The organism is Streptomyces radicis (assembly GCF_003626575.1).
Classification (GTDB): domain Bacteria; phylum Actinomycetota; class Actinomycetes; order Streptomycetales; family Streptomycetaceae; genus Streptomyces; species Streptomyces radicis.
Window position 1 is genome coordinate 25,065 of record NZ_RBDY01000018.1, and the last position, 25,140, is coordinate 50,204.

The 25,140-nt window shown below is 74.2% G+C and carries 23 protein-coding genes; 12 read left to right on the top strand and 11 right to left on the bottom strand.

The window, feature by feature from the left end; genetic code table 11:
* Positions 1–260: 260 nt before the first annotated feature.
* The 7 genes from D7318_RS21340 to D7318_RS21370 all read right to left on the bottom strand — a co-directional run bounded on the left by D7318_RS21340 (position 261) and on the right by D7318_RS21370 (position 7,009).
* Complete coding sequence (locus tag D7318_RS21340; protein ID WP_120698832.1) at positions 261–1,106, bottom strand: MIP/aquaporin family protein; 846 nt, start codon at positions 1,104–1,106, stop codon at positions 261–263.
* Positions 1,107–1,422: 316 nt separating this feature from the next.
* Positions 1,423–2,889, bottom strand: coding sequence for an FAD-dependent oxidoreductase (locus D7318_RS21345; protein ID WP_120698742.1), 1,467 nt, complete (start codon positions 2,887–2,889; stop codon positions 1,423–1,425).
* The gene (locus D7318_RS21350) at positions 2,886–3,191 is read right to left on the bottom strand and encodes a (2Fe-2S)-binding protein (RefSeq protein WP_120698743.1); all 306 of its coding nucleotides are present in this window, start codon (positions 3,189–3,191) and stop codon (positions 2,886–2,888) included. Before D7318_RS21350 ends, D7318_RS21345 begins: the two co-directional genes overlap by 4 nt.
* Complete coding sequence (locus D7318_RS21355) at positions 3,188–4,348, bottom strand: NAD(P)/FAD-dependent oxidoreductase (RefSeq protein WP_120698744.1); 1,161 nt, start codon at positions 4,346–4,348, stop codon at positions 3,188–3,190. The genes D7318_RS21350 and D7318_RS21355 overlap by 4 nt, the downstream gene beginning before the upstream one ends.
* On the bottom strand, positions 4,345–5,055 hold the full coding sequence (locus tag D7318_RS21360; protein WP_120698745.1) for a GntR family transcriptional regulator: 711 nt from the start codon (positions 5,053–5,055) through the stop codon (positions 4,345–4,347). The genes D7318_RS21355 and D7318_RS21360 overlap by 4 nt, the downstream gene beginning before the upstream one ends.
* A 44-nt stretch (positions 5,056–5,099) precedes the next feature.
* Positions 5,100–6,101 carry a proline racemase family protein gene (locus tag D7318_RS21365; protein WP_120698833.1) on the bottom strand — a complete coding sequence of 334 codons (1,002 nt, stop codon included), beginning with the start codon at positions 6,099–6,101 and terminating at the stop codon, positions 5,100–5,102.
* Positions 6,101–7,009 carry a dihydrodipicolinate synthase family protein gene (locus tag D7318_RS21370; RefSeq protein WP_120698746.1) on the bottom strand — a complete coding sequence of 303 codons (909 nt, stop codon included), beginning with the start codon at positions 7,007–7,009 and terminating at the stop codon, positions 6,101–6,103. The genes D7318_RS21365 and D7318_RS21370 overlap by 1 nt, the downstream gene beginning before the upstream one ends.
* Before the next feature lie 169 nt (positions 7,010–7,178).
* On the opposite strand from D7318_RS21370, the gene D7318_RS21375 reads away from it, so the two are divergent.
* The 6 genes from D7318_RS21375 to D7318_RS21400 are packed head-to-tail and all read left to right on the top strand — an operon-like array spanning position 7,179 to position 15,848.
* A complete protein-coding gene (locus D7318_RS21375; RefSeq protein WP_183091553.1) occupies positions 7,179–8,210 on the top strand; it encodes a sugar ABC transporter substrate-binding protein in 1,032 nt (343 codons plus the stop codon).
* The gene (locus tag D7318_RS21380; RefSeq protein ID WP_120698748.1) at positions 8,198–9,760 is read left to right on the top strand and encodes a sugar ABC transporter ATP-binding protein; all 1,563 of its coding nucleotides are present in this window, start codon (positions 8,198–8,200) and stop codon (positions 9,758–9,760) included. Before D7318_RS21375 ends, D7318_RS21380 begins: the two co-directional genes overlap by 13 nt.
* Positions 9,757–10,746, top strand: coding sequence for an ABC transporter permease (locus D7318_RS21385; RefSeq protein WP_220729733.1), 990 nt, complete (start codon positions 9,757–9,759; stop codon positions 10,744–10,746). The genes D7318_RS21380 and D7318_RS21385 overlap by 4 nt, the downstream gene beginning before the upstream one ends.
* 40 nt (positions 10,747–10,786) lie before the next feature.
* Entirely contained in the window at positions 10,787–12,889 is a 2,103-nt protein-coding gene (locus tag D7318_RS21390; RefSeq protein ID WP_120698749.1) for a hydantoinase/oxoprolinase family protein, read from the top strand.
* The gene (locus tag D7318_RS21395) at positions 12,886–14,619 is read left to right on the top strand and encodes a hydantoinase B/oxoprolinase family protein (RefSeq protein WP_120698750.1); all 1,734 of its coding nucleotides are present in this window, start codon (positions 12,886–12,888) and stop codon (positions 14,617–14,619) included. Before D7318_RS21390 ends, D7318_RS21395 begins: the two co-directional genes overlap by 4 nt.
* Entirely contained in the window at positions 14,616–15,848 is a 1,233-nt protein-coding gene (locus D7318_RS21400) for a metal-dependent hydrolase family protein (protein WP_120698751.1), read from the top strand. The genes D7318_RS21395 and D7318_RS21400 overlap by 4 nt, the downstream gene beginning before the upstream one ends.
* 115 nt (positions 15,849–15,963) lie before the next feature.
* Here D7318_RS21400 and D7318_RS21405 read toward each other — a convergent pair whose 3' ends face one another.
* Positions 15,964–17,157, bottom strand: coding sequence for a macrolide family glycosyltransferase (locus D7318_RS21405; protein WP_230423944.1), 1,194 nt, complete (start codon positions 17,155–17,157; stop codon positions 15,964–15,966).
* Between the two features lie 200 nt (positions 17,158–17,357).
* Between D7318_RS21405 and D7318_RS21410 the strand changes: the two genes are divergently transcribed.
* From D7318_RS21410 to D7318_RS21420, 3 genes are all read left to right on the top strand, one after another.
* Positions 17,358–18,722, top strand: a complete 1,365-nt coding sequence (locus tag D7318_RS21410; RefSeq protein WP_183091554.1) for a cytochrome P450 — start codon at positions 17,358–17,360, stop codon at positions 18,720–18,722.
* 194 nt (positions 18,723–18,916) lie between these two features.
* Complete coding sequence (locus D7318_RS21415) at positions 18,917–19,834, top strand: aminoglycoside phosphotransferase family protein (protein WP_120698754.1); 918 nt, start codon at positions 18,917–18,919, stop codon at positions 19,832–19,834.
* Positions 19,835–20,046: 212 nt separating this feature from the next.
* On the top strand, positions 20,047–21,039 hold the full coding sequence (locus tag D7318_RS21420) for a helix-turn-helix transcriptional regulator (protein WP_230423946.1): 993 nt from the start codon (positions 20,047–20,049) through the stop codon (positions 21,037–21,039).
* Between the two features lie 37 nt (positions 21,040–21,076).
* On the opposite strand, the gene D7318_RS21425 is transcribed toward D7318_RS21420, so the two are convergent.
* Positions 21,077–21,667, bottom strand: a complete 591-nt coding sequence (locus D7318_RS21425; RefSeq protein WP_120698756.1) for a hypothetical protein — start codon at positions 21,665–21,667, stop codon at positions 21,077–21,079.
* 28 nt (positions 21,668–21,695) lie between these two features.
* The gene (locus D7318_RS21430; RefSeq protein WP_120698757.1) at positions 21,696–22,964 is read right to left on the bottom strand and encodes an amidohydrolase; all 1,269 of its coding nucleotides are present in this window, start codon (positions 22,962–22,964) and stop codon (positions 21,696–21,698) included.
* 166 nt (positions 22,965–23,130) lie between these two features.
* Between D7318_RS21430 and D7318_RS21435 the strand changes: the two genes are divergently transcribed.
* The 3 genes from D7318_RS21435 to D7318_RS21445 all read left to right on the top strand — a co-directional run bounded on the left by D7318_RS21435 (position 23,131) and on the right by D7318_RS21445 (position 24,094).
* A complete protein-coding gene (locus D7318_RS21435; RefSeq protein WP_113688119.1) occupies positions 23,131–23,307 on the top strand; it encodes a thiazolylpeptide-type bacteriocin in 177 nt (58 codons plus the stop codon).
* A gap of 137 nt (positions 23,308–23,444) precedes the next feature.
* Positions 23,445–23,681 (top strand): type II toxin-antitoxin system VapB family antitoxin, encoded by a 237-nt coding sequence (locus D7318_RS21440; protein WP_120698758.1) that lies wholly within the window; start codon positions 23,445–23,447, stop codon positions 23,679–23,681.
* Positions 23,678–24,094: a PIN domain nuclease gene (locus tag D7318_RS21445; protein ID WP_120698759.1), complete on the top strand. Its 417-nt coding sequence runs from the start codon at positions 23,678–23,680 to the stop codon at positions 24,092–24,094. Before D7318_RS21440 ends, D7318_RS21445 begins: the two co-directional genes overlap by 4 nt.
* A gap of 46 nt (positions 24,095–24,140) precedes the next feature.
* Here the strand turns inward: D7318_RS21445 and D7318_RS21450 are convergent, their stop codons facing one another.
* The gene (locus tag D7318_RS21450; protein ID WP_120698760.1) at positions 24,141–25,136 is read right to left on the bottom strand and encodes an aldo/keto reductase; all 996 of its coding nucleotides are present in this window, start codon (positions 25,134–25,136) and stop codon (positions 24,141–24,143) included.
* Positions 25,137–25,140 lie beyond the last annotated feature (4 nt).

Consider the following 25,140-nt stretch of genomic DNA (forward strand, 5'->3'; position numbering starts at 1 on the left):
CGGGCGCGTCATACCTGGCCGAAGGTCTCGTCCACCGCGGCCCGCACGGGCCACGGCCCGGCGGCCGGGTCCCCCGCCGAGGGCGGGGCACCAGCGTGTCGACCAGCCGGTATCGCGGGACTACTCCCCTTCGCGCCACCGAGCATACCCGTCATACCGGACGACGACGAACCCGGGCGACGACGAAGCCGGGCCCTCCGCCCACCCCGGGAGCGGGGCGGGCGGAGGGCCCGGCGGAAGGAGAAGGGAGAGGGGGAAGGTCAGCGGTTGGCCGTGGGGGGCTCCCCTGGACCCTCCTCGGCGGTCCCCGCGGTCCGCGCCCTGATGATCGGGCTGATCAGCAGGTCGTACACCGCGACCCCCACCAGGCCGCCGATCAGCGGCCCGACGATGGGGATCCACCAGTAGAAGTCGAACCACTCGAACTTGCCGGGGAACGCGAGATCACCCCAGCCGGCGAAGAACGTGAACAGCCGGGGCCCGAAGTCGCGGGCGGGGTTGATCGCGTAGCCCGCGTTGGTCCCGTAGGAGAGCGCGATGACGACGACGACCAGGCCGATCAGATACGGCGCGAGATTGGACAGCGGCGCGGTGTTGCGGTTGTCGAGCAGCGCGCAGATCAGCAGCAGGAGGATCGCGGTGCCCACGATCTGGTCGAAGAGCGGGCCCCACTTGGAGTCGCCCATGTACTCGGCGGGGAAGGTGGCGAAGATCGAGAACGTCGGCAGCGACACCTGCTTGCCGGTGTGTTCCTTGTCGTTGAAGTCGTTGATCGCCCAGCGGTACGACGCGTAGATGAGGGCCGCGGCGGTGAACGCCCCGATGATCTGGGCGAGCCAGTAGGCCGGGATCTTCTGCCAGGGGAACTGGCGCCTGGCCGCGAGGGCCAGGGTCACCGCGGGGTTGAGGTGCGCGCCGCTGATGCCACCGGCCACATAGATGCCGAAGACCACGCCGAGACCCCAACCCCAGGCGATGATCAGCCAGTTCGCGGCCGTGAAGTCGCCCGGCTGCCGACCCGAGCCCGGCAGGCCGACGACGGCGACCGCCACCGACCCGATGCCGAGCAGCACCAGGACGAACGTTCCCAGGAATTCGGCGACCATCTCGCCGGAGAGCCCCATCGGGTAGCCGCGTCGGCGTGACGCGGGCGGTGCACTGCGGTCGGCCATCGGCCCCTCCTTGCTCGGGTTCCTGCGCAAGGTAAGCAAGGGGCCGCCCGCCGTACGGTGCGTGACGCCGCGTCACGCCGTTTTCCCACCCGATGGCGCAACCCGGGTGCGGGACGCCGCCGGTCGGCCGGGGACGCGCCCGTCCACGGGCGGCGTCGGCACCGTCACCCCGACCGTCCCGGGGTACTTGAGGCCGCTTCCGGTGTCGAGCACCACGACGTTCGAGGGGAACGCGCCGGATCGGCCGCCGTCAAGCGGTGTCCGGATCCGGAAAGTCCGGCGGATCCGGCGGCTCGGGCAGCGCGGCCAGCTCGCCCAGGGTGACCGGGGCGGCCAACGGGCGCTTCCCCAGCGCCCGCAGGTCCTCCGCCGTGACCGCCCGACCGGCGCCCGCGGCCAGCAGCGCCGCGGTCGCGAACCCGCACACCCGCCCCTGGCACCAGCCCATCCCCGGCCTGGCCAGCAGCTTCGCGGTCCGGGGGTCCCCCGCGCCCAGGTCCTCGCGCGCCCGCTCGACCGCGCCCACGGTGACCTCTTCGCAGCGGCACAGCACCGTCGCCTCGGTCAGCCACTCCGTCCACCGCTCCGGCACGGGATGGGCCGCGTGCATCGCTTCCGCGAACCGTTCCGCCCGCGCGATCCTGGCCGCGAGCCGCCTGCCGCGCTTCGTGGGCGCGGGGCGGCCCGCGTCCACCGCGGCGGTGAGACCGGCCAGCTCGCCCTCGGCCACGGCCTTGGCCGCGCCGCCCACGCCCGTCGCCTCGCCCGCCACATAGACGCCGGGCACCGTGGCCCGCCGCGCCCGGTCGACCGTCGCGACGAGCGAGCCGTCGGCGCCGCGTTCGGTCCCCGCGCCCAGCGCGACGACCAGCTCGAGCGAGGGCGTGAAACCCCAGCCGAACGCCACCAGGTCCACCGCGAGGCGCCGCGTGCGGCCCGGCACCACGCGGCCCGAGCCGTCCACGCGCTCGACGGTGACGGCGGTGACCTCGTCGCCGCCGTGCACGCGCGTGACCGCGCTGCGCGTGAGGTAGGGGACGCGGTGCCGCAGCAGCGCCGCGGCGTAGCCCGCGCCCTCGACGGCCTTGCCCGGGACGGCCGCCGCGCCCAGCGGGCGGCGCAGCCAGTCCGCCGGACGGGCCGCCTCGACCACGGCCGCCACCTCGGCGCCCGCCGCGGCGAGGCCCGTGGCGACCGGCAGCAGGAACGGGCCCGTCCCGGCCACCACGGCGCGGCGGCCCGCCACCGTGCCCGAGCCCTTGAGCAGCGCCTGAACGCCGCCCGCCGCCATCACCCCGGGCAACGTCCAGCCTGGCACCGGAAGTTGGCGGTCGTAGCCGCCCGTGCACAGCGCGATGGCGCGGGCCCGCACGGCGGGTGTCACCTCGTCCGTCGCGCCGTCGAACGCCGGGGTGAGACGCAGCGTGAACGGCGCGTCACCGGCCCGGTCCACGGCCCACACCTGGTGCAGCGGCAGGTGCCGCACCCGGGTCCCCGCCGTCAGGCGGCGCAGCCGCGAGCGCAGGGAGGCGAATGTCTCCCAGTCGTGGTGGCCCGCGCCGTCGGCGCCCTCGGCGTGCCGCCAGAACTGCCCGCCCGGCCTGGGCCCGGCGTCCACGAGCGCCACCCTGAGCCCGGACTCGCCCGCGGCGACGGCCGCGGCGAGCCCGGCGGGCCCCGCCCCGACGACGGCCAGGTCGAACGGCCGCTCGTTCATGAGGCGTTCCCCTCATCCGCGCCGGAGGGCCGGGGCAGCGGGGGAGGGGCGCCGGTGAGCGCCATGCCTTCGGCGGCGGGGACCAGACAGGCGCGCTGCGCGGGACGCCCGTCCACGGTGATCAGGCAGTCGTAGCAGACGCCGATGCCGCAGAAGAGGCCGCGGGGCGCGCCCTCGCCGCGCGTGGCGCGCCACGCCCTGATGCCCGCGTCGGTGAGCGCGGCGGCGACGCTCTGGCCGGGGCGCGCGGTGAGCGGGCGGCCTTCGAACGTCAGGGTGAACGTGGGCAGTTCGGCGGTCATGGCGCGGGGTCTCCCTCGTCGAAGCGCTCGGGGGCGAAGGGCGCGAGGCCGAGCGCGGGTGTGGCGCCGGTGAGCGCCTGGGCGAGCAGCAGGCCCGTTCCCGCGGCGAGCCCGATGCCCGCGCCCTCGTGGCCGCCGGCGTGCCACAGCCCGGGGGCGCGGGGGTCGGGCCCGATGACCGGCAGGTGGTCGGGGCAGTACGGGCGGAACCCGTGGTAGGCGCGCAGAGCCCTGACGCCCGCGAGCGCGGGGAACAGCGCGACGGCGTTCGCCGCGAGCCGCTTCAGCGCGGGCAGCGAAAGGGAGCCGTCGAAGCCCACGCGCTCCCGGCTCGACCCGATGAGGACCGTGCCCGACTCGGTGCTCTCCACCACGGGCGAGGTCTGCAACGCCGCGTCCGCGCTCGCCACGTCCCCGACATACTCGGCGGCGTACACCTTGTGGCGCACGGTCGGCGGCAGCGGCTCGGTGACCAGCACGAAGCCGCGCCTGGGCAGCACGGGAAGGCGCACCCCGGCCAGCTCGGCGACCGAACCGGCCCATGGGCCCGCGGCGTTGACGACGTTCCCCGCGGGGATGTCGCCCCGGTCGGTGCGCACGCCGGTGACCCGGTCGCCGTCGCGCAGCAGCCCGGTGACCTCGACGCCCGTGCGGACCTCGGCGCCGCCATCGCGCGCGAGCCGCAGCAGGTGCGCGACCGCGAGCATGGGCTGGACCTGGGCGTCGCCGGGGTAGAACGCGCCGCCGCGCAGCCCTGGCGCCAGCTGCGGCTCGTACGCGGGCAGCTCGTCGGCGCCCACGTCCACCGCGTCGACGCCCGCGGCCCGCTGCCGCCGCGTCAGCTCGGCCAGCCCCGCCGCGCTCGCGTCGGTGGCGGCCACGACGAGCCCGCCCTTCTCGTCGAACTCCCACAGACCGGCGTGCTCGCCCAGGTCCTCGCGCCACACGCGTCGCGACAGCAGCGCCAGGTCGAGCTCGGGCCCAGGCTCCTTGTCGGAGACCAGGAGGTTGCCCTCGCCCCGGCCCGAGGTGCCGCCCGCGAGCGGCCCTCGGTCGAGCACGGTGACCCGCAGCCCGGCCCGCGTGGCGAACCAGGCGCCCGCCGCCCCGATGATCCCGGCGCCGATCACCACGACATCGGGGCCGCGGCCGCTCATGGCGCCCCTGCCCCCTCGGCGCCGCCCCCGGCGAGCGCCTCCTCGTGGGCGCCCGCCCACTTGCCGCGGACATGGCCGATGTGGCGGTTCATCAGCGCGAACGCGCCCCGCTCGTCGCCGTCCCTGATCAGGTCCATCAGCACCAGGTGCTCCTCGGCCGACTCCCGCAGCTCGCCCGTCTCGGCCAGCGCGGCCAGGCCCAGCAGCCTGGTGCCCGAGCGCAGCCGCGAAATGGTCTCCACCAGGCGGGGGTTGCCGCTGTAGCCGAGCAGCTCCAGGTGGAAGAGCCGGTCGGCCTCGGTGTAGCGGACCAGGTCCTTGCGTTCGGCGAAGTCCACGATCTCGTCGGCCATGCGCCGCAGCCTGGGCAGGTCGCCGCGCGGCACGAGGGGCACCACGCGGCGGATGGTGGGCGGCTCGATCAGCAGCCGCAGCTCGGTGATGTGGTCCAGGTCCGCCTCGGAGACCTCGGTGACCCGGAAGCCCTTGTTGGGCACGGACGTGACCATGCCCTCCCGCACCAGGTCGAGCATGGCCTCGCGGACCGGCGTCGCCGAGACGCCGAAGCGCGCGCTGAGCGCGGGCGCGGAGTACACCACGCCGGGCTCCATCTCCCCCGAGATGATGGCCGCCCGCAGCGCGTGCGCCACGGTCTCGCGCAGGCTCTCCCGCTTGGTCAGCAGCGTGAAGTTGGATGAAGAGGTCATAACGTCCTTCTGGCGTCCCCGAAGGGCGGCGCGGCGTGCGCCGCCTACAGCAGGAATCCTCCCGGGAACGGGTCGGTGGGGTCGAGGTGGTACTGCGCCGTGCCGGTGATCCAGGCCCGCCCCGTGATGGTGGGCACCACCGCGGGCAGCCCCGCCACGGTCGTCTCCTCGATCAGCCGCCCCGTGAAACGGCTGCCGATGAACGACTCGTTGACGAAGTCCTGGCCGAGTCCGAGCCGTCCACGCGCGTGCAGCTGTGCCATCCGGGCGCTCGTGCCGGTGCCGCAGGGTGAGCGGTCGAACCAGCCGGGGTGGATCGCCATCGCGTGCCGTGAGTGGGCGGCGGTCGAGCCCGGCGCCTCCAGGTAGACATGGTGGCACCCGGTGATGTCGGGGCGCTCCGGATGGACGGGCGGGTCCTGGGCGTTGATGGCGTCCATCAGGGACAGACCGGCGTCGAGCAGCGCGTTCTTCGCCGCGCGGTCGAAGGGGAGGCCGAGCCGCTCCAGGCTGGTGATCGCGTAGAAGTTCCCGCCGAACGCCAGGTCGTAGGTCACCTCGCCGAACCCCGGGACCGTCACGCGCCGGTCGAGGCCGAAGGAGAACGACGGCACGTTGCGGATCGTCACCGAGCGCGCCGCGCCGTCCTCCACGGCCACCTCGGCGACCACGAGCCCCGCGGGCACGTCGAGCCTGATGGTGGTCACCGGCTCGGTCACCTCGACCATGCCGGTCTCCACCAGCACCGTGGCCACGCCGATCGCGCCATGGCCGCACATCGGCAGCAGCCCGGAGACCTCGATGAACAGCACGCCCACGTCGGCGTCGGGGCGGGTGGGCGGCTGGAGGATCGCCCCGCTCATGGCGGCGTGCCCGCGCGGCTCGTACATCAACAGGGTGCGCAGCGCGTCGTTGTCGTCGATGAACCGCTGCCGCCGCTCGGCCATGGTGGCGCCGGGGAGCGTGCCCACGCCGCCGGTCACCACGCGGGTGGGCATGCCCTCCGTGTGGCTCTCGACGGTGTGCAGGACGCGGCGCGAGCGCATCAGCGGTGTCCGGCGGCCAGCGCGGCCTCGGTCGCGGCCCGCACCGCGGCGGCGGACTCGGGCGGCAGCGGCGAGCGCGGCGGGCGGCACACCCCGCCCTTGCGGCCCGCCAGCTCCATCGAGAGCTTGATGGCCTGGACGAACTCCGGCTTGGAGTCCCAGCGCAGCAGCGGGTGCAGGGCGCGGTAGAGGGGCAGGGCGGCGGCGATGTCGGCCGGGTCGTCCGACGTGGCCAGCCGGTACAGCTCGACGGTGGCCTCGGGCAGGGCGTTGGGGTAGCCCGCGATCCAGCCGACGGCCCCGGCGAGCGCCAGCTCGAGCAGCACGTCGTCGGCGCCGATCAACAGGTCGAGCCCGGGCGCCAGTTCGTGGATCTGATAGGGCCTGCGGACGTCGCCGCTGAACTCCTTGACCGCCACCACGAGGCCCTCGGCGTGGAGTTCGGCGAGCAGCTCGGGGGTGAGGTCGACGCGGGTGTCGTAGGGGTTGTTGTAGGCGACCACGGGGATGCCGACCTTGGCGGCCTCGCGGTAGTGGGCGATCACCGTGCGGTCGTCCGCGCGGTAGGAGTTGGGCGGGAGCAGCAGGACCGACGACGCTCCCGCCTCCGCCGCCTGCTCGATCCAGCGGCGGGACTGGAGCGCGCCGTAGGCCGCGACGCCCGGCATCACGCCGAAGCCCTCGGGCGCGGCGGCGACGGCGGTCTCGACCACGCGGGAGCGCTCCTCGTCGCTGAGGCTCTGGTACTCGCCGAGCGAGCCGTTGGGGCAGACGCCGTCGCACCCTTGTGCGGCAAGCCAGGAAACGTGCTCGGCGAAGCCGTCCCAGTCGACGGCGTATCCCTCGTCCGAGAAGGGCAGCGCGGTGGCCACATGGACGCCGTGCCAGGGCTGCTTAGCAGCGGTCATGAGAGAACTCCTCGTAGCTCGTGCGATTCTGTTCCTATCAGTAAAATGTCACATTGCATAGTCGGTGGCCGACTGTTTCGGGCCGGAAAAATCCTGCCAGGATTCATTGCTCCGGCATGCGACATGTGACATGTTACTGCCTCAACACCTAGCCGCCGGGAGGGCGACGATGGCTCACAAATCGATGAAAGCCCTGGTGGCGGCCGCAGCGGTGGCTCTCCTCGCCACCAGTTGCGCCGCCGAGGACAGCAGCGGCGACGGCTCCGCCGAGGGCGGCGCCTACAAGGTCGCGGTCCTCGCGGCCTCGGCCCAGAATGGCTACAACCAAGCGGTGTACGAGGGCGTCGTGGCGGGCGCCGAGGACCTCGGCCTCGAGGTCGACGCCAAGATCCTGGACGGCGGCTTCGACGCCACCACCCAGCTGTCCCAGCTTCAGAACGCCGCGACCAGCGGCGAGTACGACGGCGTGATCGTCGTTCCGCACGACGGGCCGAGCCTCACCGCCGCGTTCCCGATGACCGGAGACCTGCCCGTGGTCTCCGTCCTCAACCCCATAGGCCCCGACATCGACGAGCTGGAGCCGCAGGTCGAGGGCGTGGTCTCCACCGTCGCCGTCTCGCCCACCGCCGCCGCCGAGCGGCAGGCCGAGGACGTCGTCACCTACTGCGCCGACCTCGACCCCTGCTCGGTGATGCTGGTCGTGGGCAACCTCTCCTCGCCCCTCGACGTCGCCCGCCGCGACGCCTACCAGTCGGTGCTCGAGGCCAACGACAACATCGAGATCGTCTCCACCCTCGAGGGCAACTACGACCGTGACCAGTCGCTCTCCGGCGTCGCCAACGCCCTCCAGTCGAACCGCGACGTCAACGTCATCCTCAGCAACGCCGACCAGATGACCCTCGGCGCCGAGGTCGCCCTCACCAACGCGGGCATCGACCCCTCGACCGTCTACCTCACCGGGGGCGGCGGCACCACCGAGGCGCTCCAGGCCGTCCGCGAGGGCCGCTGGGCCGCCGACTACGTCAACTTCCCCGTCTCCATGGGCGCCGCCGCGATGGAGCAGCTGGCCAACGCCATCGCGGGCGACCCCGTCGAGACCGTCGTGGACGCCGACGCGGTCGGGCCCGAGGGCGTCGAGCCCTACGCCGACGCCGATTCGCTGGCGACCGTCGAGGACTTCACCGGCGAGTGGAACGGCTGATGGCGGCCCCGGCGGGGACCGGCGCCCCGAACCGCCGGGCCGTGGTCGAACTGCGCGGCGTCTCCAAGTGGTTCGGCGGCACCCACGCCCTCGACGGGGTCGACCTCGACCTGCTCCCCGGCGAGGTGCACGCCCTGGTCGGCGAGAACGGCGCGGGCAAGTCGACCCTCGGCAAGATCATCGCGGGCGTCTACCAGCGCGACGGGGGCGCGCTGGCCGTCGACGGCGCCGAGGTGGGCCGTTGGGACCCGGTCAGGGCGGGCCGCCACGGCATCGCGATGATCGCCCAGGAGCTCGCCCTGGTGCCCGAGCTGACCGTGGCGCAGAACGTGTTCCTCGGCCGCGAGCGCTCCCTCGCCGGGGTCCTGCGCCGAGGCCACGGCAACGACGCGGCGTTCGACGCCGTGTGCGCGCTCGCGGGGTTCAGGCTCCCGCCGCGCCGCAGGGTCGCCGAACTCGGCATCGCCGACCAGCAGAAGGTCGAGATCATGCGCTCCCTCGCCAGGGACGCCCGGGTCATCGTCATGGACGAGCCCACCTCGTCCCTGACCGCCCACGAGACCGAGCAGCTCCACCGGCTCATCGCCGCCCTGCGCGACCAGGGCCGCACCGTCGTCTATGTCTCCCACTTCCTCGACGCCGTCCTCGACGTGGCCGACCGCGTCTCCGTGATGCGCGACGGCGCCCTGGTCCGCACCGCGAACGCCGCCGACGAGACCAAACCCAGCCTCATCGAGGGCATGCTCGGCCGCCCCCTCGCCGTCACCTTCCCCGAACGCCCGCCGCCCGTCGACCCGTCGGTGCCCCCGATCCTCGAGGTCGCCCACCTGGCCACCGCCGACGGCGTGGTGGACGTGTCCCTGAGCGTGCGCCCCGGCGAGATCGTCGGGCTGCTCGGCCTGGTCGGCAGCGGCCGCTCCGAGATCGCCCGCGCCATCTACGGCGCCGACCGGATCACCGGCGGCACCGTCACGTTCGACGGAACGCCACACGCCAGGCCCCGCCCGCACCGCTCCATCGCGGCGGGCCTCGCCATGGTCCCCGAGGACCGGCACGGCCAGGGCCTCGTCCTGGAGCGGCCCATCCGCGAGAACATCGCCCTCGCGCACGCCACCCTCTTCGCCACCGCGGGCGTCATCAGCCGCCGCCGCGAGCGCGCCGCGGTCAACGCCCTGGCCGAGCGCCTCGCGCTGCGCCCCGCCAGGACCGAGCTCACCACAAGCGGCTTCTCGGGCGGCAACCAGCAGAAGGCCCTGATCGGCAAGGCGCTCCTCGGCGACCCGGCGTTCGTCATCCTCGACGAGCCCACCCGCGGCGTCGACGTCGGGGCGAAGTACGCCATCCACGAACTCGTCGTCGCGCTCGCCCGGCAAGGCGTGGGCATCCTGCTGATCTCCTCCGAGCACGAGGAGGTCATGGGCCTGGCCCACCGCGCCCATCTGGTCCGCGACGGCCGCACATTCGCCGAGGTGGTGCCCGAACGCACCACCGTCGACCGGATCCTCACCGCCCTGTTCGGCGCGGACCAGCACGAGGGAGCAGCACCGTGACCAGCACCGCGACCGCGACGTCCACCGAGATCCCGGGGCGGCGCGCCGCCTTCCCGCGGCCGCTGCTGCTGGCCAAGGACTACGCCGTCCTCATCCTGCTCGTGGTCGTCACCGTCTATCTGTCGTTCGCCAGCTCGGCGTTCTTCACGAGCGACAACCTGCTCAACATCCTCAACCAGAACGCCCCGCTCGCGATCATCGCCGCGGCGGGCACGTTCGTCATCGTCTCGGGCAACTTCGACCTCTCCACCGCCAGCGTCTTCGCGGTGGCCAGCGTCTCCGCCGCCTGGCTCGCGAGCGAGACCGGCGACGTCGCCCTCGCCCTGGCCGCCGCGCCCGTGATCGGCCTCGCGCTCGGCGCGGTCAACGGCCTGGTGGTCACCGCGCTGCGCATCCACTCCTTCCTCGCCACCCTCGCCTCGTCCCTGGTCTACTCGGCGCTCGCCGTGCTCATCACCGGGGGCGCGCTGATCACCGTGACCGCCGAGGGGTTCACCGAGCTGGGCCGCGGCGAGTTTCTCGGCGTCTTCATCCCCGTGTGGGTGCTCGCCGGGGTGGTCGCGCTGCTGTGGTTCCTGCTCTCCGGCACGGTCTTCGGCCGCCATGTCTTCGCGACCGGCGGCAACGCCGAGGCCGCCGAGCTCTCCGGCGTCCGCGTGAACCGCGTCAAGATCCTGGTGTTCACCCTCAGCGGCCTGGCCGCGGGCGTCGCCGCCGCCATCGCCGTCTCCCGCATCGCCTCGGGACAGCCGCAGGCGGGCGCGGGCATGGAGCTCCAGGCCATCGCGGCGATCATCCTGGGCGGCACCTCGATCCACGGCGGCGTCGGGGCCGTCTGGCGGTCGGTCGCCGGCGTGTTCCTCATCGCGCTCATCGGGAACGGGTTCGACATCCTGGACTTCAACCCCCAGCTCAAGGACCTGGTCACCGGCGTGATCATCCTCGCCGCCGTCGCCCTCGCGGCCGTCGGCAGGACCCGGCGCTAGCTGCTCAGCCCTCTGCACGACCGACCTCGAAAGGCCCGCCATGCCCCAGGACATCCGCGTCGCGATCGACGTCGGAGGAACGTTCACCGATGTCGTCATGCTCGACCCGGCCTCGGGCGAGCTGCGCTTCGAGAAGGTGGCCACCACCCCGCACGCGCCGACCGAGGGCGTGCTCGACGCGTTCGCCCGCATCGGCGTGGACCTGGCCGAGGTCGCCATGTTCCACCACGGCACCACGCTCGGCCTCAACTCCCTGCTGACCCGCTCGGGCGCCCGCACCGCCGTCGTCGCCACGCGCGGCTTCCGCGACGTCTACCTGCTCGGCCGCACCGACCGGCGCGCCATGTACGACATCCGCCACCGCAAGGCGCCCGCGCTGCTCGAGCGTTACGACACGTTCGAGGTCACCGAGCGCAGCTGGTTCGACGGCACCGCCGCCACCCCGCTCGACGAGGACGACGCCCGCGCCGTCGCCGACGAGATCGCCCGGCGCGGCTACCAGGCCGTCGCGGTCGCCTTCCTCCACTCCTACGCCAACCCCGCCCATGAGCGCCGGATGCGCGACATCCTGCGGGAGGCGTGCCCGGGCGTCGAGGTCACCGTCTCGCACGAGCTGTCCCGCGAGTACCGGGAGTACGAGCGCACCTCGACCGCCGTGCTCGACGCCTACATCAAGCCCGTCGTCCGCCGCTACCTCGAGCTCCTGGAGACCGAGCTGGCCGAACGCGGCTTCACGGGCCGCTTCCTCATCTCCCGCTCGGGCGGCGGCGGCATGACCGCGCCGGCCGCCAGGGAACAGCCCGTCAACCTGATCCTGTCGGGGCCCGCGGGCGGCGTCGTCGGGGCGGCCGCGTTCGCCAGGCTCACCGGGCGCCCCCACCTCATCACCATCGACATGGGCGGCACCAGCCTCGACGCCTCCCTCGTGCTCGACTCCCGCCCTGTGCTGCGCCAGGGCGCCGAGTTCGAGGGGCTGCCCATCACCACCCCGTCCCTCTACATCCACACCATCGGCTCGGGCGGCGGCTCGCTCGCGTTCCTCGACGACGCGGGCGCCCTCCAGGTCGGCCCGCGCAGCGCGGGCGCCGTGCCAGGGCCCGTCGCCTACGGCCGCGGCGGAACGCAGCCCACGTTCACCGACGCCGCCCTGGCCGTCGGCTACCTCGGTAAGGACACCCCGCTCGGCGGCACCCTCGCCCTCGACGCGGACGCCGCGCTCGCTTCGCTCGCCCCCATCGCCGACCGGCTCGACCTCACCCCGACCGAGCTGGCCCAGGGCGTGCTGCGGATCTCGCACACCAAGATCGTCGGGGCGGTGCGCGCCATCACCGTCGAACTCGGCCACGACCCCAAGGACTTCGCGCTGCTGTCGTTCGGCGGCGCGGGCGGCCTGGTCGCCGTGGATGTGGCCCGCCAGCTGGGCATCCCCACCGTCATCATCCCGCCGGGCCAGGGCGCGTTCTCCGCGCTCGGCATGCTGATGGCCGACGTCCAGCACGACTTCTCCCGCACCTCCGTCACCGCGCTCGCCGACCTCGACCGCTCGGCCGTGGACGCCGCCTACGCCGCCATGGAGGACGAGGCCGCAGCCCTGCTCGCCGACGAGGGCTTCGGCCCCGAACGCCGCGCTCTCACCCGCACCGTGGACGTGCGGTACGCCGGGCAGGAGCACTCCGTCAGCGTCGCCTACCCGGACGGCGCCGACGACCCGGTGGCCGCGATCGCCGCCGTCTTCGCCGAGCTGCACGAGCGCCAGTACGGCCATGTCATGGACGACCCGGTCGAGATCACCACCCTGAGGCTGCACGCCGTCGGCCGCGTCGACCAGCCCGAGCTGCCCCCGCTGCCCGCCCGCGACGACGGCGGCCCCGTCCCCGGCGGAACGCGCCACGTGCACGGCCCCGACGGCGCCGTCACCGTCTACGGGCTCCATGTCCGCGAGGACCTGCGCCGCGGCGACACCGTCGAAGGGCCAGCCGTCGTCACCGAGCACACCGCCACCACCGTGATCCACGCGGGCGACCGGCTCACCGTGGGCCCCCTCGGCGAGCTGGTCATCGCCGTGGCCCGCGAAGGCACCGCGGCCGCCGAAGCCGCCGAGGCCGCCGCAGGCGCCGAAGAGGAGAGGGACGAGACACGATGACCGACGCGATCACCATCGAGATCATCCGGCACGCCCTGCTGTCGGCCGCCGAGGAGGTGGCCCGCAACCTGTGCCGCACCGCGTACAACACCGTCGTCTACGAGATCCACGACTACGGCATCGGCATCCACGACGCGGCGGGCGACGTCGTCGCCGACGCCCCCGGCATCGCCATCTTCACGCGCGGCAACGACTACGGCATCAAGAAGTCCCTGGAGTTCCTCGGCGCCGACGCGATGCGGCCCGGCGACGTCTTCATCCTCAACTACCCCTACTGGGCGTCCGCCCACACCCTCGACCCGCTGGTCTTCGCGCCCATCCACGACGAGGACGAGCTGATCGGCTTCGCCTCCTGCCGCATCCACATCCTCGACCTCAACCAGAAGGACCCCGGCTACGTCCTGGACTCCACCGACGTCTCCCAGGAGGGCCTGATCCTGCCCGCCGTCAGGCTCTACCGGCGCGGCGAGCGCAACGACGACGTGTTCCACGTCATCCGCTTCAACTCCCGCATGCCCGAACGCACCATCGGCGACATCCAGGCCCAGGTCTCCGCGTGCGTCACCGGCGTGCGCCGCACGCGCGAGATCGCCCGCAAGTACGGCCGCGACGCGCTGCTCGGCGCGATGCGTTCGATCAACGAGCACGGCGAGCGGCTCGCCAGGATCGGCCTCGCCAAGCTGCCCAAGGGGACCTGGACGGCCACCGACTTCGTGGACAGCGACGGCGTCGACCGCGAGACGCTGGTCAGGCTCACCGCCACCGTGACCGTCACCGACGACGAGATGATCGTCGACTGGACAGGAAGCGCCAAGGACGTTCGCGGCCCGATCAATCTCCCGCCCGGCCAGACCGAGGCCCTCTCCAGCCTGGTCTTCAAGGCGTTGACCACACCCGATTCACCCGTGGTCGCGGGGAACTTCGCGCCGCTGCGCGTCGTCACCGAGCCGGGATCCGTGATGCACGCCGTCCCGCCCATGCCCACGTTCACCCTGTGGACCGGGCTGCTCGCGGGCGAGGTGGTGCTCAAGGCGTTGGCCCAGGGCATGCCGGAGCTGGTCCCGGCCTGTTCCGGAGGCGACGTGTGTTCGATGATGGGCCTCGGCGTCAACCCGCGCACCGGGGAGCCCTGGCTGGAGGCCACCAACGAGGCCGTCGGCTTCGGCGCCACCCTGGACGCGGACGGCGAGGACGGCATCATGCACCTGTCCGAGCCTGGGTGCCGGAACAACCCGGTCGAGGTGCTGGAGACCAAGTCGCCGATGATCATCGAGTCCTATGGCTACCGACCCGACACCGGGGGCCCCGGACGGTTCCGCGGCGGCGTGGGGGTGAGCCGCGTCTACCGGTTCACCGCCCCGGCGACCGGCATCTGCCTGGTCTACAAGACCCGCACGCGCCCCTGGTCCATCGCGGGCGGCGACGAGGGCGAGCCCAACCGCGTCGTCCTCAACGGCGGCACCGAGCGCGAGGTCGTCCAGGGCGGCAGCTACAACCGCCTCGACGCGGGGGAGACCCTCGCCAACGAGACCGGGGGCGGCGGGGGTTACGGGGACCCGTTCACCCGGGACCCCGCCGCGGTCGCCCACGACGTGCGCAACGGCTTCGTCTCCACCGCCGCCGCGCGCGAGCGCTACGGCGTGGCCGTGCACCCCGACGCCTTCACCGTCGACGAGGAGGCGACGGCGGCCCTGCGCGCCGCGGCCCCCGCCCACGAAGGAGCACGATGACCAGCACCACCCCCCGCGCCGGCGACCTGACCATCGAGAACGCCCTGGTCTTCGACGGCTGGTCCGCCGAGCTGCGCGAGGCATCCGTCCGCGTCGCCGACGGCACCGTCGCCGAGCTCGACACCGCGGTCAGCCGCGCCGAACGCGTCATCGACGCCCGCGGCCGGGTCCTGCTGCCGGGACTGATCGACGCCCATTTCCACGCCTACGGCATATCCCTGCACGGCCTCGAGTACCAGACCAGCCCGCTCAGCTACCTCGCCCTCGCCGGGGCCCGCAGGCTCCGCCGCGCGCTGGCCCGCGGCTTCACCACCGTCCGCGACGTCGCGGGCGGCGACCTCGGCCTGGCCCGCGCGATCGACAACGGGCTGATCCCCGCGCCCCGTTACCTCTACACGGGACCCGCGCTCAGCCAGACGGGCGGCCACGGCGACGCGCGCCCAGCCGACCGCGACATCTGCCTGCACGGCGGCCACATGGGCGAGGTCGTGGACGGCGCCGACAACCTGCGGGTCGCCGTCCGCGAGCGCTTCAGGAAGGGCGCCCACGCGATCAAGATCATGACGTCGGGCGGCGTGGTCTCGCCCACCGACCCCATCAGGCCCGCCCAGTACTCCGCCGACGAGGTCGCCGCCGTCACCGACGAGGCCACCCGCCGCGGCAGCTACGTCGCCGCGCACGCCTACTCGCCCGAGGCCATCCGCCACTCCGTGGTGGGCGGAGTCCGCTCCATCGAGCACGGCAACCTCCTCGACGCCCCCACCGCCGCGCTGATGACCGAGCACGGCGCGTTCCTGGTGCCCACGCTCGCCGCCTATGACGCCATGGACCGCCGCGGCCCCGAGATCGGCCTGCCCGACTTCGCCCGCGCCAAGAACCGCGAGGTCCTCGACGCGGGCGCGCTCGCCGTCGAACTCGCCCACGCCGCGGGCGTTCCCGTGGGCTTCGGCACCGACCTGATGGGCGACCTCGAGGACGACCAGCTCGTCGGCCTCCGCCTCCAGGCCGAGGCCGCGGGGATGCTCGAGTGCCTCCGCTCGGCCACCGCCGTCAACGCCCGCCTGCTCAAGCGGCCCGACCTCGGCCGGATCGGCGTCGGCGCCCGCGCCGACCTGCTCCTGCTGTCCGCGAGCCCCTTCGACGACCCCGCAGCCCTGTGGGACCCGACCCGCCCCCGCACGGTGATCACCGGCGGTACGCCCGTGGCGGGCCCCGACGCGAAGGCCTGAGACCGCGCCCTCCCGGCGGGTCACGGCGGAGCCGGGAGCGGACGGCCGCTCGCCGCCGACGTGATCGGCCTTGGCCGAACCGATCACCCGGGCCGAGTGATCCGCCGGACAGGCCCTAGCGCAGCCGGGCCTCGATCAGGTCCGCCGCCCGTGTCGTGCCGCCCTCGGCCAGCGTCTCGGCGCGCAACGCGGCGCAGCGCGCCGCCACTTCGGGATCGCCGACCAGCCGCTCCACCGCCTCGCGCAGCGCCTTCGGGGTCGCCTCCTCCCTCGGCAGCTGGACGGCGACCCCGAGCGCCTCGAGCGTGTCCGCGTTGCCGAACTGGTCCACCGCCTGCGGCACGGCCACCATCGGCGTCGCGGTGGCCAGGCCCTCCTGCGCCCCGCCCGCCCCGGCGTGCGTGACGAACGCGTCCGCCCGCCGCAGGATCGCCAGCTGCGGCACCCACGGGTGCACCTCGGCGTTCCCCGGCAACGGCCCCAGCTCCTCGGGCCGCACATGCCGCCCGATCTGGAGCACCACGTGCCAGCCCGGCACGTCGCCGAACGCGTCGAGGCACGCCCGGTAGAACGCGGGCTGCTTGGTGAACGTCGACCCCAGCGACACCAGCAGCACCCTGCGCCCCTCCGCCCCCGCGGGAGGCGCCCAGTCCCCCTGGTGCGAGCGGTCGCCCTGGCAGGCGCCCACAAAGGTGTAACGCGCCGGGTCCACGCGGTCGGCGTGCGGCTGGAGCGCCCGGGGGATCAGCACAAGGCCGTGGTCGGGGCGGCCCATGAAGTGGTCGGGGGCCATGTCGGGCAGGCCGTTCTCGTCGAGCCACGCCCGCCACCGCGCGTAGTACGCCCGGCCGCGCTCCGACGCCTTCAGCTCCGCCACCAGCGGCGCGGCCACCTCCTTCTCGTACCCCTCCCACGCCACATAGGTGGGTGAGAGCTGCACGATCGGCACGCCCCACCGGTGCGCCAGCACGCGCGCCGGATACGCGGCGATGTCCTGGAGCACCAGGTCGGGCTCGTCGCCCTCGTACAACGCCGCCTGCTCGCCCAGCGATCGCACCGCGTCGTTCAGGAACGGCTCGACGTTGTCGATGACCTCGGTGCCCCACGCCTCGGGCTCCTCGTCGGTCGGCAGCACCGAGCGGTACACCCGCGGCTCGGCGCCCACGCCGCGGACGGTCGCCACGAAGTCGCCCCGGTCGGGGATGGCGTAGGTCACCCGGTGCCCGCGGGCCACCAGCTCCCTGATGATCTCCAGGCTCGGATGGACATGGCCGTGGGCGGCGATCGAGAACATGGCGATGTGACTCATGACGTCCCGCTCTGATCGATGATGCGACGCGTCGATCCTAAGTTCCGCGCGTGGCCGGTCGGTCGGGGCGGCCGTTTCTCACTCCATGTGGTGATGTGCGGCGTTTCGGGGCTAGCGGGGCGCCGGGCGCGGAAAGGGGGGAGCTGTCGGGTCCTGATCCCGAGGGAACCCCGAGGAGACCCCGAGGAGACACGGTCACTGTGCCGCACCACGCTCATCGGACGATTCCCCACGCGCCGGGCCTGATCCCGGTCCTGGGGCACGCCCCCGCGCTGCTGCGCGACCCCCTCGGCTTCATCGGGGCGCTCGGCCGCGTGGGCGGCGTGGTCCGCGTCCGTCTCGGCCCCCGCACCGTGTGCGTGGTCACCGATCCCGCCCTTGTCCACACGCTGCTCGTGGGCCTGGCCCACGACTGCCCGCCGCAGGGCGTCCGCGACACCCTGCGGGCGGCGTTCACCGCCGAGCGCGTCGCCTCCTGTGTGCCGGTCGTCGAGGAGGTCACGCGCGAACGGGTCGGCCGCTGGCGGCACGGCCATGTCATCGACGTGGCCAGGGAGATGAACCACCTCGCGCTCGAGATCGTCACCCGCGCGCTGTTCGGCGCCCGGCTGCGCGCCGACTCCGCGCTCGCCTTCCACCGGGCGCTGCCCGACCTGGTCAGGGGCCAGCTCGTGCGGTCCCTCTACCCCCACCGCGCGCTGGCCAGGCTGCCCCTGCCGGTCAACCGCGGATACGACGCCGCCCTCGCCGTGCTCGACCGCGTCGTCGACCAGACCCTGGCCCGCGGCGGCCAGTCGAACGGCGACGGCGGCGGCGACGGCGACGGGGAACGCACGCTGCTCGCCCTGCTGCGCGCCACGCCCGACCCCGCCACCGGCTCCCCGCTCGACGAGGCGGCCGTGCGGTCGGAGGCCATCACGATGTTCGGCGCGGGCACCGAGCCCGTCGCCACGACCCTCACCTGGCTCTTCCACGAGCTGCTGCGCCACCCCCGCGTGTGCGCCCGGCTGATGGCCGAGCTCGACGGCCTCCCACGCGCCGCGCCCGACGGCTCAGGGGACGGCCTCACGCTCGACGCCCTCGGCCGACTCCCCTACACCGCACGGGTGTTGCGCGAGGTCACCCGGCTGCACGCGCCCCACGCGTTCCTCCTGCGCACCGCCGCCCGTGACGTCGACCTCGGCCCGTACCGCGTCCCCGCGGGCACCGGGCTGCTCTACAGCCTCACCGCCCCGCACCGCGACCCCGCCCACCACCGCGACCCGCTGCGCTTCGACCCCGACCGCTGGCTCGCCGACCGGCCCGGCGGGGCGGCGGCAGGGCCCCACGCGTTCCTGCCGTTCGGCGTGGGCGAGCACCGGTGCGTCGGCGAGACGTTCGCCTGGGCCGAGCTCGCCGTGGTCGCCGCGACCGTGCTGCGCGCCTGGCAGCCGCTGCCCGTGGCGGGCTCGCACGCCAGGGAGGTCGTCTCGGGCACGGTCCAGGCGCAGGGCCTTTCGATGGCACTCGCCGCCCGCACCCCCGGCGGCCCCGCCGCCACCGAGGCGGCGGAGGCGACGCCATGACCGGGAACGTGACCCGCCGAACGTGACCGGGAAAGTCGATTGCCCGTGTCGGGCCCCTCTGTTGTACTGACGCCGCCCTCCGCGCCCGGCGGGGCGCCGCGCCCACGACACGACCGAGGGGACCACCCGATGCGAGCTCCGCGCATGTCCACCCAGGAAGGAATCGCCCCCCACCCCCTCCGGATGAGGTATCCATGCGCACGCCCAAGATGCACGACGACGAACTCGACGTGGACGTCCCGCTCGTACGGCGGCTGCTCGCACGGCAGTTCCCCCACTGGGCCGACCTGCCGCTCGAACGGGTCGCCTCGACCGGCACGGTCAACGCGCTGTTCCGCCTCGGCCCCACCATGGCAGTCCGGCTGCCGCTGACCCCCAGGTTCGCCGACGACGTGGCGCGCGAGCGCCGTATGCTGCGGCTGCTCACCGGGCGGCTCCCCGTGCCCGTCCCCACGGTGCTCGGCCGGGGCGAGCCCGCCGGCGCCTACCCGCTGCCCTGGTCGGTGACCGACTGGCTGCCTGGCGAGCCCCCGAGGGAGGGGCGGCTCGCGGACCCCGAGGGGCTGGCCGACCAACTGGCCGCACTCGTCAGGGCGTTCAGGTCGCTCACCCTCCCCGACGCCACCCCCGCCTACCGGGGCGGGCCGTTGGCCGTCGACGACGCGGCCATCCGCGCGTCGCTCGGCCGGATCGACGCGCTCGGCCTCCCGGTCGACACCCGCGCCGCGACCGAGGCGTGGGAGGCGTCGCTCGCCGCGCCCCCGCCCGAGGGGCCGCCCGTGTGGGCGCACGCCGACCTGATGCCGAGCAACCTCCTGGTCGCCGGGGGACGGCTCGCCGCCGTCCTCGACGTCGCCACCGCCGGTCTTGCCGACCCGGCGTGCGACCTGGTCCCCGCCTGGAACCTCCTGCCGCCCGGCGCCCGCGACCGCTTCCGCGCCGCCGTCGGCGTGGACGACGCCACCTGGCTCAGGGGCCGCGGCAAGGCCCTGGCCATGGCCCTTCCCCAACTCCCCTACTACCACGAGACCAACCCGGGCATCGCGGCCAACGCCCGCCACGTCATCGCCCAGGTGCTGGCCGACCACGCCCGCGGCGGCCCGTTCCCCTGAGGAGGCGGGCGCGGGCCCCGGGGGCCCGGCATAGGGGCGTTCCCGCGTGCGACTGGGGTTCGCACGGCGTTCATCCGGCGACACGACGGGGCAGTAAACCATCGGTTCTCGGCCACCGGCGGGTCATGGCCAGCCCTTACCCTGTGCCTGCCGTCACCCCCACCGTAGGAAGGTCGGCTGTTGTGCAGGCGAACGAGATGGCTGTCCTCGGCATGTCCCGGTCGGAGGAGCGGATCTACCGGCACTTCCTGCGCCATCCCAACAGCGCCGCCGCCGACCTGCACCTGGCCCTCGACATCGAGCAGGAGGCGGCCGGGCGCGCGCTCGACCGCCTCCTGCGGCTGCGCCTCCTCAGACCCGGAGATCCGCCGGAGCGCCTGACACCGGCGGATCCCGAGACGGCCGTGGCGCGCCTGACCGAGCTGCGCCTGCGCCACCTCTACGAGGAGGTGCAGCGCATCACCCGCTCCCACCACATCGTCGCCGCGCTGCGCGCCGAGACCCGCGGCGATTCCCCCGCCCCCGGCGCGTCCGATGGCGACCCCGCGACCCCCACCGTCGAACAGCTGCGTGGCTGGAGCGAGATCAGCGGGCGCATGGATGACCTGACGTTCTTCGCCCGCGAGGAGGTCGCCTCCGTCGAGCCCCGCCCCGACCTGGCCTCCCCGCAGGCCGCCCAGTTGCGCGCCCTCGACCTGCGCGTGCTGCGCCGGGGCCTGCGCCGGCGCGTGGTCGTGCCCGACTCCGCCCTCGACCACCCGCACGCCCGCGCGCACTACGCCGAGCTGGCCTCGCGCGGCGCCCGGATCCGGGTGGCCACGCAGCTCACGGAGCATGTCGTCCTCTACGACCGGCGCGCCGCCCTGATGCCCCAGGACCCGCACGACGCGGGCCGTGGCGCGCTGCTCGTGCGCGGCGGGGTGCTGCTGGCGAGCGTGGCCGGGCTGTTCGAACGGATCTGGGACCAGGGCGAGGACATCCCCGTGGAGCTTCGCCGCCCCGTCGACGCCGAAGCCCCGCTGTCCGCGGGCGAGATGAGGGTGCTCAGCCTGATGTGCACGGCGGGCAAGGACGAGGCGGGCGCCCGCGACCTCGGCGTCTCGGTGCGCACCTACCGCCGTTACATCGCCGACGTGATGCGCCGCCTCGGCGCCTCGACCCGCGCCCAGGCCGCGCTGCTGGCCCGCGAGCGCGGCTGGCTGTGACGCCGCGTGCCCCGGGTCGCCACGGGCCGCCCCGCGCCTACCAGGCGGGCTCGCCGTCCGGGGGCTCGACGCGCCGTGGCGTGGACGGCAGGCCGCACCGGGCGGCCAGGTCGGCCAGATCCCGCCGGTCCGGGTCGGTGCGGCCGACCAGGCGCGCGAACTCCCCGTCGGACAGCGGGACATGGAGGGCGACCAGGGTGGCGGAGCTCGGCTCGTGCGGGGCCTTCCACTCGACGTGGTCCAGCCACCGGTGGCCATAGGGCACGGGCCAGGCCGCCGACGCGGTCCGCTCGAGCACCAGGCCGTCCCTGAAGAGGTGGACCAGGGCGGGCCCGCGCCGCCGCCGGGCGACGGCCTCGGCGGCGAAGAGGACACCGTGGCCGACCAGGAACGCGCACAGCGCCAGCGTCACCAGCCAGAGTGGCGCCGGGACTTCGGCCCGCGCCATGCCCCAGGCGCCGACGCCGAGCCCGACGGCGACGACGAGCCCGATGATCGCGTTCACCAGGGGGTCGAGGTCGGCGTTCCTGTTGACGCGCACGGTGCGCTCCCACGGGCCGAGACCGGCCTCGTCGGCCAGCCGCGCTGCGCGATCGGTCGGCCCCGACGCGCCCGGGGATGCGGCCATGCGCGGTCCTTCCTCCTCCGGGGGCTCCTCATCGTAGGAGGGCGTCGCCCGACGCGCAGTGGAGCAGGGCCCGTTCAACGGCGACGGCGAGCGCGGTGATCCCCGTGGGCAGCGCGGTCCGCACATGGGGGGCGAACGCGGGGGAGTGGTTCCCCGGCACCGCGCCCCGGGCGGCGCCGACCGTGCCGGGAGCGGGCCCTGCCGTGCCGAGCATCCAGTAGGCCAGCCGTATCCCGCGCCGCCCGTGCAGCTCCTCGCCCGCCGGGCCGAACCAGCCGAAGTCCTCCGCCGCGGTCGCCGGGGGCCAGCGGCCCACCCGGCCCTCGCCCAACTCCTCGGCGTGGCCCCGCCTGACCGCATCGGCGAGACCGGCGTCCTGGACCAACGGCGGCGAGGAGGAGACGCGTTGGAACGACGGGGGCGCGGGACAGCGTGACGCGTCGCTCTCCGCGGTGACCACGCGCCGGGTCGCCTCCTCGAGGCGGTCGAGCGCCGCCTCGCTGAACGCCCGCAGGCTGACGCCGAGTTCGGCGCGGTCGGGCACCACGTTGGCCGCCTCGCCCGCCCGCAGCCTGCCCACCGTGAGCACCGCCTGCTCGGCCGGTGACGTCTCGCGCGACACGACCGCCTGGAGCCGCAGCACGGCCGCCGCCGCGGCCACCACGGGGTCCACCGTCAGCTGGGGCGCCCCCGCGTGCCCGCCCGTGCCGTGCAGCACGACGTCGAGCGCCCTGCTGCCCGCGAGCACCGGGCCCGCGCCGTGCGCGACCGTTCCCGCGGGGAGCGGCGCGCTGTGCTGGGCGAGCACCGCGTCGGGCGTTCCGCACCGCGCGAACAGGCCGTCCGCCAGCATCGCCCGCGCGCCGGTCAGGGTCTCCTCGGCGGGCTGCCCGACCACGATGAGCGTGCCCCCGCCCTCGCCCCCGCCCGTGCGCGCCCCGCGTGCGAGGAGGCGCGCGGCGCCCGCGAGCGCCGCCACGTGCAGATCGTGCCCACAGGCGTGCGCCACCCCGGGCACGCGGCTGGCATAGCGCAGGCCGGTCTCCTCGTGCACGGGCAACGCGTCGAGCTCCGCGCGCACCAGCACCGTGGGCCCGGGCCCGCGCCGCAGCACCCCGGCGACGCCATGGCCTCCGAGGCCGCGTGTGACGGCGTAGCCGTCCTCGGCCAGCCAGTCGGCGAGCAGCCCCGCGCCGCGCTCCTCGTCGCCCGAGGGCTCGGGGTGCATGTGCAGGTCCAGATACAGCTCGAGCGCCGCCTTCAGCACCCCGGGATCCGCTCGCGTCACGCCGTCCATGCTGCCGGGCGACGCGGCCCTTGCGCTGTCAGGGGGTGACGGCGGACTGACGGCGAACTGACAGCGGTCCACGGCCCGTTCTGGCGGCGGCGGGCGCTGGAATGGCCGCGTGCCACCGGCACGGCCGGTCACCCCGGCGTTCGACCCCCTACCGAGGGAGCCCCCCATGAGCGGCAAGCCCGAGCTGTCCACCCTGGCCGACGAGATCCTCGAGCTCGAGTCCGAGACCTTCGAGATCTCCGACTACTCGGACGAGGCCGAGGTCGTCCTCGCCGGGTCCACGTCCTGCTCCTCCACCTCGACGTGTTCGAGCACCACGAGCACGACCTCCTGCTCCGCCTGACCACGGGCCGCAGACCCCCGCCCCCGCCACGGCCCGTGGCGGGGGCGGCAGCTCATTCGCTCCGCGCACCGGCATTCGATATCGCATAGGCCGCAGGGGCGATATCATTTCCCGGAGTGAGATCGGGAGGAGTGGTCATGTCTCGCACAATCATCGACCTCGACGACGAGATCGTCGCGGAGGCCATGCGACTGTATGGCACCAGAACCAAGGCGGCTGCCGTGCGCGCGGCCATGGAGGACGCGGTGAAGCGGCGCCTGCGTCGGGAATTCGCCGACGCGGTGAAGTCGGGTGAGCTGGACTTCAGCGAGATCATCGAGAACACCGGCCCGGCCGGGACCCGCTCAAGGGACGGTGAGAGCGGCGCGGCGTGAGTGTCTTCCTGGTCGACAAATCGGCTCTGGCGCGGTGGGGGAAGCCCGAAGTGGCGGCGGTGCTCGACGGTCTCCACGACCGCGGTCTGCTGAGTACATGCGCGGTGGTGGAATACGAGATGGTCTTCAGCGCCCGCACCAAGAAGGAGGCAACCCGCATTCGCGCCAGCCTCCGCGGCTTCGACCACGCCCCCTGCAATGACGAGGAGCACGAGCGCGCTCTGTGGCTCCAGCGTGACGCGCTGCGCCGCGGCTTCCACCGGGCCCTCTCGCTCTCCGACCTGCTGATCGCCGCTGTCGCGCAGCGGCACGGGCTCACGGTCCTCCACTATGACGGCGACTTCGACATGATCCGGGGGATCACGGGACAGCCCATGCGGTGGGTCGTCCGACCAGGCACCGCCGACCGGTAGCCGGAGGACAGCGCCGCCCCGGCCCTGACCCCTCGTGGCGGCGACCTCAGTTGCCCACGCCCAGGTCGGCCATGAACGCCGACGGGTAGCGGTCGCCGCGTGCCGCGCCCCGGGGTACCGCCTTCTCGATCTCGGCGAGGTCGTCCGCGGTGAGATCGACGTCGAGCGCGGGCAGCGCCTCGGCCAGCCGCTCACGGGTGCGGGCGCCGACGAGCGGCACGACGTTCTCGCCCCGCGCGGCCACCCACGCGATGGCCAGCTGCGCGACCGTGCACCCTTTCGCCCCGGCGACCCGCCGCAGCGCGTCCACGAGGGCGAGGTTGTGCTCGACGTTCCCGCTCGAGAACCGCGGGCTGAAGCCGCGGCTGTCGCCAGGGCCCGCGCTGCGGCCCGGCGACCAGTGCCCGGAGATCAGGCCGCGGCCGAGGACGCCGTACGCGGTCAGGCCGACGCCGAGCTCCCGCAGCGTGGGCAGGACCTCCGCCTCCACCGCGCGGGAGATCAGCGAGTACTCGATCTGGAGATCGGCGACCGGGTGCACGGCGTGCGCGCGGCGGACCGTTGCCGCGTCGACCTCCGAGAGGCCCAGGTGCCGCACATACCCGGCGTCGATCATCTCCTTGATCGCGCCCACCGTCTCCTCGATCGGCACCGCGGGGTCGAGCCTGGCCGGGCGGTAGATGTCGATGTGGTCGGTGCCGAGCCGGGTCAGCGAGTAGGCCAGGAAGTTCTTCACGGCCTCGGGACGGGCGTCATGCCCCCCGAACGCGGGGCCAGGGCCTCGCAGCATGCCGAACTTGACGCTCAGCAGGTAGCTGTCCCGGTCCCGCCCGCGCAGCGCCTCGGCGAGCAGCAGCTCGTTGTGCCCCATCGCGTAGAAGTCGCCCGTGTCGATCAGGGTGACACCGGCGTCGAGCGCGGCGTGCACGGTGGCGACGCTCTCCGCCCGGTCGGCCGCGCCGTACGCGCCCGACATGCCCATCGCGCCCAGGCCGAGCGCGGAAACGGCCGGACCCGTGCTGCCCAGGGTTCGTGTCCGCATCGTC

Bases quoted from the DNA above. Each gene is read 5' to 3' on its own strand.
- D7318_RS21340 (WP_120698832.1), bottom strand. From the start codon at position 1,106: ATGGTCGCCGAATTCCTGGGAACGTTCGTCCTGGTGCTGCTCGGCATC.
- D7318_RS21345 (WP_120698742.1), bottom strand. From the start codon at position 2,889: ATGAACGAGCGGCCGTTCGACCTGGCCGTCGTCGGGGCGGGGCCCGCC.
- D7318_RS21350 (WP_120698743.1), bottom strand. From the start codon at position 3,191: ATGACCGCCGAACTGCCCACGTTCACCCTGACGTTCGAAGGCCGCCCG.
- D7318_RS21355 (WP_120698744.1), bottom strand. From the start codon at position 4,348: ATGAGCGGCCGCGGCCCCGATGTCGTGGTGATCGGCGCCGGGATCATC.
- D7318_RS21360 (WP_120698745.1), bottom strand. From the start codon at position 5,055: ATGACCTCTTCATCCAACTTCACGCTGCTGACCAAGCGGGAGAGCCTG.
- D7318_RS21365 (WP_120698833.1), bottom strand. From the start codon at position 6,101: ATGCGCTCGCGCCGCGTCCTGCACACCGTCGAGAGCCACACGGAGGGC.
- D7318_RS21370 (WP_120698746.1), bottom strand. From the start codon at position 7,009: ATGACCGCTGCTAAGCAGCCCTGGCACGGCGTCCATGTGGCCACCGCG.
- D7318_RS21375 (WP_183091553.1), top strand. From the start codon at position 7,179: ATGGCTCACAAATCGATGAAAGCCCTGGTGGCGGCCGCAGCGGTGGCT.
- D7318_RS21390 (WP_120698749.1), top strand. From the start codon at position 10,787: ATGCCCCAGGACATCCGCGTCGCGATCGACGTCGGAGGAACGTTCACC.
- D7318_RS21395 (WP_120698750.1), top strand. From the start codon at position 12,886: ATGACCGACGCGATCACCATCGAGATCATCCGGCACGCCCTGCTGTCG.
- D7318_RS21400 (WP_120698751.1), top strand. From the start codon at position 14,616: ATGACCAGCACCACCCCCCGCGCCGGCGACCTGACCATCGAGAACGCC.
- D7318_RS21405 (WP_230423944.1), bottom strand. From the start codon at position 17,157: ATGAGTCACATCGCCATGTTCTCGATCGCCGCCCACGGCCATGTCCAT.
- D7318_RS21415 (WP_120698754.1), top strand. From the start codon at position 18,917: ATGCGCACGCCCAAGATGCACGACGACGAACTCGACGTGGACGTCCCG.
- D7318_RS21420 (WP_230423946.1), top strand. From the start codon at position 20,047: ATGTCCCGGTCGGAGGAGCGGATCTACCGGCACTTCCTGCGCCATCCC.
- D7318_RS21425 (WP_120698756.1), bottom strand. From the start codon at position 21,667: ATGGCCGCATCCCCGGGCGCGTCGGGGCCGACCGATCGCGCAGCGCGG.
- D7318_RS21430 (WP_120698757.1), bottom strand. From the start codon at position 22,964: ATGGACGGCGTGACGCGAGCGGATCCCGGGGTGCTGAAGGCGGCGCTC.
- D7318_RS21435 (WP_113688119.1), top strand. From the start codon at position 23,131: ATGAGCGGCAAGCCCGAGCTGTCCACCCTGGCCGACGAGATCCTCGAG.
- D7318_RS21440 (WP_120698758.1), top strand. From the start codon at position 23,445: ATGTCTCGCACAATCATCGACCTCGACGACGAGATCGTCGCGGAGGCC.
- D7318_RS21450 (WP_120698760.1), bottom strand. From the start codon at position 25,136: ATGCGGACACGAACCCTGGGCAGCACGGGTCCGGCCGTTTCCGCGCTC.